Below are 12,725 nucleotides of genomic sequence, written 5' to 3' on the forward strand. Positions count from 1 at the left end.
CGGCTTCGGCCCGGTCCCCTTCCCCCGAGCCGGGCCGGCTGTCGCAAGGCACGGCTGCCGCGGCGCCGGACCGTGCCGCGGCGGGCAGCGGCCCGGCCGCGGGCGGGGGACCGACTGCGCCCGCGGTCACCGGCAGTGCCCCGGGCGCCGGGGCGGCCCGACGGCCCCGCGTCCGGGCCGTTCGGGGCGAGCCGCTCGCCGAACGTGTGCGCGCGCTCGGCCGGAGCCTGGCGCCCGCGCCCGCCCTCGCCGGGCCGCCGGGAGCCGCGCTGCCGGGAGTCGCGTCGCCGGGAGTCGCGCTGCCGGGAGTCGCGCTGCGCGGCAGGACCGCCGGGTCGCCGCCGCGGCCCGCGTACGGCAGGGCCCGGGGCGGCGGCCGATCCCGCCCGCCCCGCGGCGGCGGGCTGCGGCAGTTGTACGAGCAGGCCCGCCGGGCCTGGGACCGCCCCCTGACCGCCTACTACGTGATCCTCGGCGCCGGCCTGCTGATCACCGTGCTCGGCCTGGTGATGGTCTACTCCGCCTCGATGATCACGGCACTGAAGTACTCGCTGCCGTCCTCGTACTTCTTCCGCAAGCAGTTCCTGGCCGCCGTCATCGGCACCGGGCTGCTGCTGATCGCCTCCCGGATGCCCCTCCGGCTCCATCGCGCCCTCGCCTACCCGATCCTCGTCGTCAGCGCCTGCCTGATGGTCCTGGTGCAGATCCCCGGGATAGGGCAGTCGATCAACGGCAACCAGAACTGGATCTCACTCGGCGGGCCCTTCCAGCTCCAGCCCAGCGAGTTCGGGAAGCTCGCCCTGATCCTCTGGGGCGCCGACCTGCTGGCCCGCAAGCATGACAGGCGGCTGCTCGCCCAGTGGAAGCACCTGCTCGTCCCGCTCGTCCCGGTGGCCTTCACCCTGCTCGGACTGATCATGCTCGGCGGTGATATGGGCACCGCGATCATCCTGACCGCGATCCTCTTCGGCCTGCTCTGGCTGGCAGGCGCTCCCACGAGGCTGTTCGTGGGCGTGCTGTCCGTCGCGGCGGTGATCGGAGCGATCCTGATCGCGACCAACCCCCACCGGATCTCCCGCTTCCAGTGCGTCGGCGCCACCGACCCCGGCCCGGACGACAGCTGCTGGCAGGCCGTGCACGGGATCTACGCCCTCGCCTCCGGCGGATGGTTCGGCTCGGGAATCGGGGCAAGCGTGGAAAAATGGGGCCAACTACCCGAAGCGCACACCGACTTCATTTTCGCCATCACCGGGGAGGAACTGGGCCTCGCGGGGACACTGTCGGTGCTCGCGCTGTTCGCGGCTCTAGGCTATGCGGGTATCCGCGTGGCCGGACGCACGGAGGACCCCTTCGTGAGGTACGCCGCGGGAGGTGTGACCACCTGGATCACGGCCCAGGCCGTGATCAACATCGGTGCGGTGCTCGGGCTGCTGCCGATCGCCGGTGTCCCCCTCCCGCTGTTCTCCTACGGGGGTTCCGCCCTGCTGCCGACCATGTTCGCGGTCGGACTGCTGATCGCGTTCGCGCGGGAGGACCCCGCGGCGAAGGCGGCCCTGGCCGTGCGGCCCGGGACGAGATGGAAGACGATGAGACGGCGCGTCAAGAAGCGTCCGTCCGGAGAGCGGTGAATTTCGGTGCATGTCGTACTCGCCGGCGGGGGGACCGCCGGCCACATCGAGCCCGCGCTCGCCCTCGCGGACGCCCTGCGGAGGCAGGATCCGACGGTGGGCATCACGGCCCTCGGTACCGAGCGCGGCCTGGAGACCCGGCTCGTCCCCGAGCGGGGCTACGAGCTGGCGCTGATCCCCGCGGTGCCGCTGCCGCGCAGGCCGACGCCCGAGCTGATCACCGTCCCGGGCCGGCTGCGCGGCACCATCAAGGCCGCCGAGCAGGTCCTGGAGCGCACCAAGGCCGATGCCGTCGTGGGCTTCGGCGGGTATGTCGCCCTGCCCGGGTACCTCGCCGCCAAGCGGCTCGGGGTGCCGATCGTCGTCCACGAGGCCAACGCCCGCCCGGGACTGGCCAACAAGATCGGTTCCAGGTACGCGGCCGCGGTCGCCGTGTCCACGCCCGACAGCAAGCTGCGGGACGCCCGCTACATCGGGATCCCGCTGCGCCGCTCCATCGCCACCCTCGACCGCGCCCGGGTGAGGCCCGAGGCGCGGGACGCCTTCGGGCTGGACCCCCATCTGCCGACCCTGCTGGTCTCCGGCGGTTCGCAGGGCGCGCGCCGGCTCAACGAGGTGGTCCAGCGGGTCGCTCCGCTGCTCCAGCGCTCCGGCATCCAGATCCTCCACGCGGTCGGGCCGAAGAACGAACTGCCGCACGTCGACCACATGCCGGGGATGCCGCCCTACCTCCCGGTACCGTACGTGGACCGGATGGATCTCGCGTACGCCGCCGCGGACATGATGCTGTGCCGCGCGGGCGCCATGACCGTCGCCGAGCTCTCCGCCGTGGGCCTGCCCGCCGCGTACGTACCGCTGCCGATCGGCAACGGCGAACAGCGGCTCAATGCGCAGCCCGTGGTGAAGGCCGGCGGCGGACTGCTGGTCGACGATGCCGAGCTCACTCCCGAGTGGGTCCAGGACCAGGTGCTCCCGGTGCTCGCCGATCCGCACCGGCTGTACGAGATGTCCCGCGCCGCCTCCGAGTTCGGGCGCCGGGACGCTGACGATCTGCTTGTCGGCATGGTCTACGAGGCGATCGCCTCACGCCGATAGGCACGGCGAAGGGCAGGGAGCATGGCCGGACCGACGACCGCCGAACGCGGCACGCGCAAGCCCGGCGGACGGCCGCCCGCCGGCCGGGACCGCAGGGGACCGGCTCCGCGGCGCCGCCGGCTTCCCGCGCCCCGGCTGCTGGTCTCCCTGCTCGCCGCCGCCGTGCTCACCGGCGGCGGCCTGTGGGTGCTGTACGGCTCCTCCTGGCTCCGCGCGGAGCGCGTGGAGGTGTCCGGCACCCGGATCCTGACGCCCCGTGAGGTCGAGCTGGCGGCCGGTGTCCCGCTCGGCGGCCCCCTGGTCTCCGTGGACCTGCAAGGGGTCGAGGACAGGCTCCGCGGCCGGCTCGCGCGGATCGACTCGGTCGAGGCGGAGCGCTCCTGGCCGCACGGCGTCGAACTGCGTGTGACGGAGCGGAAACCGGTCCTGCTGATGCGCAAGGGCGCCCGGTACGTCGAAGTCGACGCGAAGGGCGTCCGGTTCGCCACCGTCGACAAGGCGCCCGAGGGGGTGCCCCTGGTGGCACTGGCGGTGGATCAGCCCTCGAGTGCCCCTCGGTTCGGAGGGCAGCGCCTGCTGAAGGAGGCGGCCCTGGCCGTCTCCGGGCTCCCCGGTCCGATCGTCAAGGATCTCCGGAGTGTGCAAGTCATTTCGTACGATTCGCTTACTCTGAAGTTGACGCGGAACCGCGAGGTGATGTGGGGCAGCAGCGAGGACGGCGAACTCAAGGCCCGTGCGCTGGCCGCCCTGCTGAAAGCCGCCCCCCGGGCCGGCCGCTTCGACGTCAGTGTCCCCACCGCCCCTGCGGTGTCGGCGAGTTGACGCACATCTGCGCAGGCCAGCACCCTGGTTGGTCAGCGCAACGGCTGATCACATAGGGTGAAAAGAAAAACGGGAGGTTCGGCGTGTTCGTTGAACGCACGCCATGTGTCGACTTAGTGTCTCGTCCGAGAGAGTCCAGGAAGCAGGGACACTGGTAACCCTAAACTTCAACGTTAGGGTTCGGGTCGGCATTTCGGACCGTCCCAATCGGCATCCGTCGTCGCGGCGCGGCCACCACCGCGAAGTGGCGACTCGTAACTCGAGGCGAGAGGCCTTCGACGTGGCAGCACCGCAGAACTACCTCGCAGTCATCAAGGTCATCGGTGTCGGCGGCGGTGGTGTCAATGCCATCAACCGAATGATCGAGGTCGGTCTCAAGGGCGTCGAGTTCATCGCGATCAACACGGACGCGCAAGCACTGTTGATGAGCGACGCCGACGTCAAGCTCGACGTCGGCCGCGAACTCACCCGCGGCCTCGGGGCCGGAGCCAACCCGGCCGTCGGTCGCAAGGCGGCAGAGGACCACCGAGAGGAGATCGAGGAGGTCCTCAAGGGGGCCGACATGGTCTTCGTCACCGCCGGCGAGGGCGGCGGCACCGGCACCGGCGGCGCGCCCGTCGTGGCCAACATCGCACGCTCGCTCGGCGCCCTCACCATCGGCGTGGTCACCCGGCCCTTCACCTTCGAGGGCCGCCGTCGCGCCAACCAGGCAGAGGACGGCATCGCCGAGCTCCGCGAGGAGGTCGACACGCTCATCGTCATCCCGAACGACCGGCTGCTGTCCATCTCGGACCGCCAGGTCAGCGTGCTCGACGCGTTCAAGTCCGCGGACCAGGTGCTGCTCTCCGGCGTCCAGGGCATCACCGACCTCATCACCACGCCCGGCCTCATCAACCTCGACTTCGCCGACGTCAAGTCGGTGATGTCCGAGGCCGGCTCCGCCCTGATGGGCATCGGCTCGGCCCGCGGCGACGACCGGGCGGTGGCCGCGGCCGAGATGGCGATCTCCTCACCGCTGCTGGAAGCGTCCATCGACGGGGCCCGCGGCGTGCTGCTCTCCATCTCCGGCGGCTCCGACCTCGGTCTGTTCGAGATCAACGAGGCCGCCCAGCTGGTGAGCGAGGCCGCTCACCCGGAGGCCAACATCATCTTCGGTGCCGTCATCGACGACGCGCTGGGCGACGAGGTGCGGGTCACCGTCATCGCGGCCGGGTTCGACGGCGGCCAGCCCCCCGTCCGCCGTGACAATGTGATCGGCGCCGCCTCCGCCAAGCGCGAGGAGCCCGCCCCGGTGCCCCGGCCGGAGCCGCCGCGCTCCCTCGGCGGACTCGGGACCGGGACACCGCGTGAGGAGTCCGCCCCCTCCGAGCCGGCCCCCGCGGCGAAGGAGATCTCCGTACCGCAGACCGCCACTCCGCAGGTACCGCCCGCCCGGCCGTACGACAGCTCGGCGGAGGAGCTGGACGTCCCGGACTTCCTGAAGTGATCGTGAAGTGATAGCGGAGCACAACCGAGTGGGCGGCGCCCATTTCGCCTTCACCGACCGGTGGGGCGGGGTGAGCGCCGCTCCGTACGACGAGCTCAATCTCGGCGGCGCGGTCGGTGACGACCCCGCCGCCGTGCGTGCGAACCGGGAACTCGCGGCCGGGCGGCTGGGCGTCGACCCGGCGCTCGTGGTCTGGATGAACCAGGTGCACGGCCGGGAGGTCGCCGTCGTCCAAGGCCCCTGGACCGGCGGGGACGCTCCCGCCGCCGACGCGGTGGTCACCGCCCGGCGGGGTGTCCCGCTCGCGGTGCTCACCGCCGACTGCACACCGGTGCTGCTGGCCGACCCGGTCGCCGGTGTGGCGGGCGCGGCGCACGCCGGACGCCCGGGGATGGCCGCCGGGGTGGTGCCGGCGGCGGTCGGGGCGATGGTCGCGCTCGGCGCCGACCCCTCCCGTATCACCGCCCGGACCGGACCCGCGGTCTGCGGGCGGTGCTACGAAGTGCCACCGGCGATGCGGGCGGAGGTCGCCCGGGCCGAGCCGGCGGCGTGGGCCGAGACGGCCTGGGGCACCCCCGCCGTGGACGTCGTGGCGGGAGTGCACGCGCAGCTCGAGGCGCTCGGTGTGCGCGACCGGAGCGCGTCGCCTGTCTGCACACGGGAATCGGGGGACCACTTCTCCTACCGGCGCGACCGCACCACCGGGCGGCTCGCCGGATATGTCTGGCTGGACGGCGAGGAAGACGACGCATGACCGAGCGCAGGACCGAACTCGCCGAGAACCTGGCGCGGGTGGAGGAACGTATCGCCTCCGCCTGTGCCGCTGCCGGGCGCGGGCGGGAAGAGGTGACGCTGATCGTGGTCACCAAGACCTATCCGGCGAGCGATGTCCGGTTGCTGCATGAACTCGGGGTGCGCCACGTGGCCGAGAACAAGGACCAGGAGGCGGCCCCGAAGGCGGCCGCCTGCTCGGATCTGTCGCTCGACTGGCACTTCGTCGGTCAGCTTCAGACCAACAAGGCCCGTTCCGTCGCCGGTTATGCCCATGTCGTGCAGTCGGTCGACCGCTTGAAGTTGGTAAGCGCCCTTTCGGCAGCGGCGGTACGCGCCGGACGCGAACTGGGCTGCCTCGTCCAGGTCGCCCTCGACGCGGAGGCCGGTGCGGCGGGCGACCGCGGCGGCGTGGCGCCGGACGGCATCGAGGAGTTGGCCGCCGCCGTGGACGGGGCGCCGGGTCTCCGGCTCGGCGGGCTGATGGCGGTCGCCCCCCTCTCGGGTCCGTTCGCGGGGCGTCAACAGGCGGCTTTCGAGCGGTTGAGGGAATTCTCATCCCGCGTGCGCGCGAACCATCCGGCTGCGAACATGGTGTCCGCGGGGATGAGTGGGGACCTCGAGCAGGCCGTGACGGCCGGAGCGACACATGTGCGCGTCGGTACGGCGGTACTCGGAGTCCGACCTCGGCTCGGGTAACGTCGCGAAGCAAGTCGGACCACAGTAGAAAATATGGTCATTTCCGTCGAACGGCGGACGGGCCGTGTGGATCGCGGGTACTTGGTGACGTAGCCGGACGAAGCCGATCCACCACAGAGCGGAGGACTCAGAGAATGGCCGGCGCGATGCGCAAGATGGCGGTCTACCTCGGCCTCGTGGAGGACGATGGTTACGACGGCCGGGGATTCGACCCCGACGACGACTTCGAACCCGAGATGGAGCCGGAGCCCGAGCGGGACCGCCGTCGGCACCAGCCCCCGCACCAGGTGGAACGGGAGGAGCCGGTGCGCGTGGTTCAGCCGCCGGCCCCGCGGGAGCCGGCGCCGCGACCGGCTGCCGCGACCCCGCCGCCGGCGGCCCAGCTCGCCGCGGAATCCGGACGTCCGGCGCGAATCGCCCCCGTGGCATCCATCACACCCGAACGTCCCAGTCTGGAGAAGAACGCACCGGTGATCATGCCCAAGGTTGTGTCCGAGCGGGAGCCCTACCGCATCACGACTCTGCACCCGCGGACCTACAACGAGGCCCGTACCATCGGGGAACACTTCCGTGAGGGCACCCCGGTGATCATGAATCTGACCGAGATGGACGACACCGATGCGAAGCGACTTGTCGACTTTGCGGCAGGGCTGGTCTTCGGTCTCCATGGCAGCATTGAGCGGGTGACTCAGAAGGTCTTCCTCCTCTCGCCTGCTAACGTCGACGTCACGGCGGAGGACAAGGCCCGCATCGCAGAGGGCGGGTTCTTCAACCAGAGCTAGAACGAGCCAGAGCGCGACCGAGGGAACGACCCGGCCGCAAGGCCGGACAATGAGAGCCAGGGGAGAGGGAAGCGCGGGATGAGCGTTGCACTGCAGGTGATCTACATCGCTCTGATGTGCTTTCTCATCGTGCTGATTTTCCGACTGGTCATGGACTACGTCTTCCAGTTCGCCCGCTCGTGGCAACCCGGGAGGGCGATGGTGGTCGTCCTGGAGGCCACCTACACTGTCACCGATCCACCACTCAAGCTTCTGCGGCGGTTCATCCCGCCGCTGCGTCTCGGGGGCGTGGCACTCGATCTGTCCTTCTTCGTTCTGATGATCATCGTCTACATCCTGATCTCCGTCGTGAGCAGCGTGGGGAGAGGGATGTGAACGGTACGGTCTTGCCGACTGCCGACGACTACGTAGAGGTGAAGTAAGAGATGCCGCTGACCCCCGAGGACGTGCGGAACAAGCAGTTCACGACCGTCCGCCTCCGAGAAGGCTATGACGAGGACGAGGTCGATGCCTTTCTCGACGAGGTCGAAGCCGAGCTGACGCGCCTCCTCCGGGAGAACGAGGACCTGCGCGCGAAGCTGGCGGCGGCGACCCGGGCGGCCGCTCAGAACCAGCAGCAGGGAATGCGCAAACCGCCGGAGCCGCAGGACGGCCGCGGTCCCGGCGCTCCCGTCCCCGCCGCCATATCCGGACCCCCGGTCCAGCAGCAGCCCCCGCAGATGGGTCCGCCCCAGCTGCCCGGTGGTGCTCCTCAGCTGCCGGCCGGTCCCGGTGGTCACGGTGGTCACGGTCCTCAGGGGCATCCTCAGGGGCATCCGCAGGGTCACCCCCAAGGGCATCCGGGGGGCGGGCCGATGGGGCCCGGCCCGATGCAGGGCGGTCCCATGGGTGGCCCGATGGGTGGTCCGATGGGCGGTCACGGCGGTCCCCAGCTGCCGGGCCAGGGCCCGGGCGGCGACAGCGCCGCACGTGTGCTGTCGCTGGCCCAGCAGACCGCCGACCAGGCGATCGCGGAAGCCCGTTCCGAGGCCAACAAGATCGTCGGCGAGGCCCGGTCGCGCGCCGAGGGCCTGGAGCGGGACGCCCGCGCCAAGGCCGACGCGCTGGAGCGGGACGCCCAGGAGAAGCACCGCGTCGCGATGGGCTCGTTGGAGTCCGCACGCGCCACGCTGGAGCGCAAGGTCGAGGACCTGCGCGGTTTCGAGCGCGAGTACCGCACACGCCTGAAGTCGTATCTGGAGAGCCAGCTGCGCCAGTTGGAGACCCAGGCCGACGACTCGCTGGCCCCGCCGCGGACGCCGGCGGCCGCCTCGCTGCCCCCGTCCCCTTCGATGGCTCCGGCCGGTGCCGGCGCCCCGTCGTTCGGTGGCAACCAGGGCATGGGCGGCAACCAGGGCATGGGCGGCGCCCCGTCCTACGGCGGTCAGCAGCAGATGTCTCCCGCGATGACCCAGCCGATGGCACCGGTCCGGCCGCAGGGCGGCCCGCAGCCGATGCAGCAGGCGCCGTCGCCGATGCGCGGATTCCTCATCGACGAGGACGACAACTGACGGCGGGTTAGGGCGCGAAGCGCGCTCGGCCGTCGGCAGGCCACAACGGGTCGGGCCCGGGACTTCGGTCCCGGGCCCGACCCGTTGTGCGTCCCGAAGGGCCCGGACCCCGAAGGGCCCGGACCCCGAAGGGCCCGGACCCTCGATGCGGTGCGCGTGCGTGTCACGCCTTGCGGAGGCGGAACGTCAGGGAGAGCCCCTCGTCCGTGAACGGCGGTCCGTAGGCGTCGTCGCCCTGGCCCGCCCCGAAGTCCGTCGCCAGGACCTCGTCGGAGATCAGCCCGGAGTGGTCGGTGAGCGCAGAGGCGACCTCGGTGTCCGAGGACGACCACCGGAGTGCGATGCGGTCCGCGACGTCCAGACCGCTGTTCTTGCGTGCCTCCTGGATCAGCCGGATCGCGTCACGGGCGAGCCCCGCCCGCCGCAGCTCCGGGGTGATCTCCAGATCCAGCGCCACCGTGGCGCCCTGGTCGGAGGCGACCGACCAGCCCTCGCGCGGCGTCTCCGTGATGATGACCTCCTCCGGGGAGAGGGTCACCTGCTCGCCGTCGACCTCGATCACGGCCGAACCGGACCGCAGTGCCCGCGACAGGCCGGCCGCGTCCGCCGCTGCCACGGCCTTGGCGACGGCCTGCACGCCCTTGCCGAAGCGCTTGCCCAGCGCCCGGAAGTTCGCCTTCGCCGTCGTGTCGACGAGGGAACCGCCGCCCGCGGGTCCTGCGGAGGAACCGGTCAGCGGCGCCAGGGCGGAGACGTTGAGCTCCTCGGTGATCTGCGCGTGCAACTCGGGCGGCAGGGATGCGAAGCCGGGGGCTGCGACCAGCGCCCGTGACAGCGGCTGCCGGGTCTTCACACCCGACTCGGCGCGGGTCGCACGGCCCAGTTCCACCAGCCGGCGGACCAGCGCCATCTGCCGGGACAGCTCCGGGTCCACGGTCGACGGGTCGGCCTCGGGCCACGTCGCGAGGTGCACGGACTCCGGGGCCTCCGGCGTCACCGGGACCACGAGGTCCTGCCACACGCGCTCGGTGATGAAGGGGGTGAGCGGGGCCATCAGCCGCGTCACGGTCTCGACCACGTCGTGGAGGGTGCGCAGCGCCGCCGCGTCGCCCTGCCAGAACCGCCGGCGGGAGCGGCGGACGTACCAGTTCGACAGGTCGTCCACGAAGGACGAGACCAGCTTGCCGGCGCGCTGGGTGTCGTACGCCTCCAGCGCCTGCGTCACCTGGTCGACCAGTGCGTGCAGCTCCGAGAGGAGCCAGCGGTCGAGCACACTGCGCTCCGCCGGTTCCGGGTCCGCGGCCGAGGGCGCCCAGCCCGAGGTGCGGGCGTACAGCGCCTGGAAGGCCACCGTGTTCCAGTAGGTGAGCAGTGTCTTGCGCACGACCTCCTGGATGGTGCCGTGCCCGACCCGGCGAGCCGCCCAGGGCGATCCCCCCGCGGCCATGAACCAGCGCACGGCGTCGGCGCCGTGCTGGTCCATGAGCGGGATCGGCTGCAGGATGTTGCCCAGGTGCTTGGACATCTTGCGGCCGTCCTCGGCGAGGATGTGGCCGAGGCAGACGACGTTCTCGTACGACGACTTGTCGAAGACCAGTGTGCCGACGGCCATCAGCGTGTAGAACCAGCCGCGGGTCTGGTCGATCGCCTCGGAGATGAACTGTGCCGGGTAGCGCTTCTCGAAGACCTCCCTGTTCCGGTAGGGGTAGCCCCACTGCGCGAACGGCATGGAACCCGAGTCGTACCAGGCGTCGATGACCTCCGGTACCCGGGTGGCCGTAGAGGAGCACTGCGGGCAGTCGAAGACGACCGCGTCGATGAACGGGCGGTGCGGGTCCAGGCCCGACTGGTCCTCCCCGGTGAGGGCGCTCAGTTCGGCGAGCGAGCCCACGACGGTGAGGTGGTCCTCCTCGCAGCGCCAGATCGGCAGCGGGGTGCCCCAGTAGCGGTTCCGCGAAAGGGCCCAGTCGATGTTGTTGTCGAGCCAGTCGCCGTACCGGCCGGTCTTGACCGACTCCGGGAACCAGTTGGTGTTCTCGTTCTCCGCGAGGAGCCGGTCCTTGATCGCGGTGGTGCGGATGTACCACGACGGCTGCGCGTAGTACAGCAGCGCCGTGTGGCAGCGCCAGCAGTGCGGGTAGCTGTGCTCGTACGGGACGTGCCGGAAGAGCAGGCCGCGGGCGGCCAGGTCCTCGGTGAGGGCCTCGTCGGCCTTCTTGAAGAAGACGCCGCCGACGAGCGGTACGTCCTCCTCGAAGGTGCCGTCGGGGCGGACCGGGTTCACCACGGGCAGCCCGTAGGCGCGGCAGACCCTGAGGTCGTCCTCGCCGAAGGCGGGGGACTGGTGGACCAGTCCGGTGCCGTCGTCCGTGGTCACGTACTCGGCGTTGACCACGTAGTGCGCGGGCGCCGGGAAGTCGACGAGCCCGAACGGGCGGCGGTAGCCCCAGCGCTCCATCTGCGAGCCGGTGAAGGTGCGGCCCGTGGCCTGCCAGCCCTCCCCCGGACCCTCGGGCCCGGGGGCTGCGCCACCACCGAGGACCTTCTCCAGCAGCGGTTCGGCGACGACGAGCTGCTCCTCGCCGTTCGACACCACCGCATAGGTGACATCGGGGTGGGCCGCCACCGCGGTGTTGGACACCAGCGTCCACGGGGTCGTCGTCCAGACCAGCAGCGACGCCTCGCCCGCGAGCGGGCCCGAGGTCAGCGGGAAGCGGACGAAGACGGACGGGTCCACGACGGTCTCGTAGCCCTGCGCCAGCTCGTGGTCGGACAGGCCGGTGCCGCAGCGCGGGCACCAGGGGGCGACGCGGTGGTCCTGTACCAGCAGGCCCTTGCCGAAGATCTCCTTCAGGGACCACCACACGGACTCGATGTACTCCGGGTCCATGGTCCGGTAGGCCTCGTCGAGGTCGACCCAGTAGCCCATGCGGGTCGTCAGCTCGGCGAAGGCGTCGGTGTGGCGGGTCACCGACTCGCGGCACTTCGCGTTGAACTCCGCGATGCCGTACGCCTCGATGTCCTTCTTGCCGTTGAAGCCGAGTTCCTTCTCGACGGCGAGTTCGACGGGCAGGCCGTGGCAGTCCCAGCCCGCCTTGCGGGCCACGTGGTAGCCCTGCATGGTCCGAAAGCGCGGGAAGACGTCCTTGAAGACCCGGGCCTCGATGTGGTGGGCACCGGGCATGCCGTTGGCCGTGGGCGGACCCTCGTAGAAGACCCACTCGGGGCGGCCCTCGGACTGGTCGAGGCTCTTGGCGAAGACCTTGTTCTCGCGCCAGAAGTCGAGCACGGCGCGCTCGAGCGCGGGCAGGTCGACCTGGGCTGGTACCTGGCGGTAGTGCGGCGGCGTCATGTGCGGGCTCCTCCAACGGAGTGTCTCTGTTCCGTCGGAGGGACGAGAGCCGATGCGCTGCGCTCCCGCGGTACCACCCTCCTTGGCCCTCCGGCGCGCGGCCGGGGAGCCCCCTCATTGGGGCAGCGATGCCGGCTCTACTGGCCCCGGTCTGCGTGCGGGCGTTCTTCCGGCGGCTCCGGGGTGATCCTTCGCACCGCGCTCGCCCCCGGGCTCTCACCGTCCCCGGGTCGCTCATGGCCGCCTACGGCACTACTCGTCCCCATCCACGCCTTTCGCTTCGCCCAGTGTACGGGCCCGGCAGCCGCGGGGCCGACCGGATTTCCCGGGCGGGGGACCGGCCGGGGACCGGGCCTGCGCATGACCCGAATGGCCACACGGGGCCGGGCCGGTTCCCGGCGGCGCGCACCCGGCGGATTAGGGGGCGGGGAGCTGGGCACAACGGATGCAGGCTCGCGTTGGGGAAGGCGCGGGGCGGGCCGGATGAGCGGCGTGCCCCGTTGCCGCGGCGCTGGGGTCGATTTATCGTCCCAGCACGAT

General features: G+C 71.3%; 10 protein-coding genes. 9 read left to right on the forward strand and 1 reads right to left on the reverse strand.

Annotation, left to right across the window (positions count from 1 at the left end):
* Positions 1 to 314 precede the first annotated feature (314 nt).
* The 9 genes from ftsW (at position 315) to SCWH03_RS06330 (ending at position 8,833) form a co-directional block, all read left to right on the forward strand.
* On the forward strand, positions 315 to 1,628 hold the full coding sequence (gene ftsW, locus SCWH03_RS06290) for a putative lipid II flippase FtsW (RefSeq protein ID WP_371872626.1): 1,314 nt from the start codon (positions 315 to 317) through the stop codon (positions 1,626 to 1,628).
* A gap of 6 nt (positions 1,629 to 1,634) precedes the next feature.
* On the forward strand, positions 1,635 to 2,723 hold the full coding sequence (gene murG, locus SCWH03_RS06295; RefSeq protein WP_173263130.1) for an undecaprenyldiphospho-muramoylpentapeptide beta-N-acetylglucosaminyltransferase: 1,089 nt from the start codon (positions 1,635 to 1,637) through the stop codon (positions 2,721 to 2,723).
* A gap of 21 nt (positions 2,724 to 2,744) precedes the next feature.
* Complete coding sequence (locus tag SCWH03_RS06300) at positions 2,745 to 3,545, forward strand: cell division protein FtsQ/DivIB (protein WP_173263131.1); 801 nt, start codon at positions 2,745 to 2,747, stop codon at positions 3,543 to 3,545.
* 280 nt (positions 3,546 to 3,825) lie between these two features.
* A complete protein-coding gene (ftsZ, locus tag SCWH03_RS06305; RefSeq protein ID WP_173263133.1) occupies positions 3,826 to 5,031 on the forward strand; it encodes a cell division protein FtsZ in 1,206 nt (401 codons plus the stop codon).
* 28 nt (positions 5,032 to 5,059) lie between these two features.
* The gene (gene pgeF, locus SCWH03_RS06310; protein WP_254076594.1) at positions 5,060 to 5,785 is read left to right on the forward strand and encodes a peptidoglycan editing factor PgeF; all 726 of its coding nucleotides are present in this window, start codon (positions 5,060 to 5,062) and stop codon (positions 5,783 to 5,785) included.
* Positions 5,782 to 6,501, forward strand: a complete 720-nt coding sequence (locus SCWH03_RS06315) for a YggS family pyridoxal phosphate-dependent enzyme (RefSeq protein ID WP_173263136.1) — start codon at positions 5,782 to 5,784, stop codon at positions 6,499 to 6,501. Before pgeF ends, SCWH03_RS06315 begins: the two co-directional genes overlap by 4 nt.
* Before the next feature lie 134 nt (positions 6,502 to 6,635).
* Entirely contained in the window at positions 6,636 to 7,283 is a 648-nt protein-coding gene (locus SCWH03_RS06320) for a cell division protein SepF (protein WP_173263137.1), read from the forward strand.
* Positions 7,284 to 7,361: 78 nt separating this feature from the next.
* Positions 7,362 to 7,658, forward strand: coding sequence for a YggT family protein (locus tag SCWH03_RS06325; RefSeq protein ID WP_017947448.1), 297 nt, complete (start codon positions 7,362 to 7,364; stop codon positions 7,656 to 7,658).
* A 50-nt stretch (positions 7,659 to 7,708) separates the two neighbouring features.
* The gene (locus SCWH03_RS06330) at positions 7,709 to 8,833 is read left to right on the forward strand and encodes a DivIVA domain-containing protein (RefSeq protein ID WP_173263138.1); all 1,125 of its coding nucleotides are present in this window, start codon (positions 7,709 to 7,711) and stop codon (positions 8,831 to 8,833) included.
* Between the two features lie 163 nt (positions 8,834 to 8,996).
* Here the strand turns inward: SCWH03_RS06330 and ileS are convergent, their stop codons facing one another.
* A complete protein-coding gene (gene ileS, locus SCWH03_RS06335) occupies positions 8,997 to 12,185 on the reverse strand; it encodes an isoleucine--tRNA ligase (protein ID WP_173263139.1) in 3,189 nt (1,062 codons plus the stop codon).
* Positions 12,186 to 12,725: the final 540 nt, after the last annotated feature.

The sequence above is a fragment of the Streptomyces pacificus genome, assembly GCF_011766325.1.
Taxonomy (GTDB): domain Bacteria; phylum Actinomycetota; class Actinomycetes; order Streptomycetales; family Streptomycetaceae; genus Streptomyces; species Streptomyces pacificus.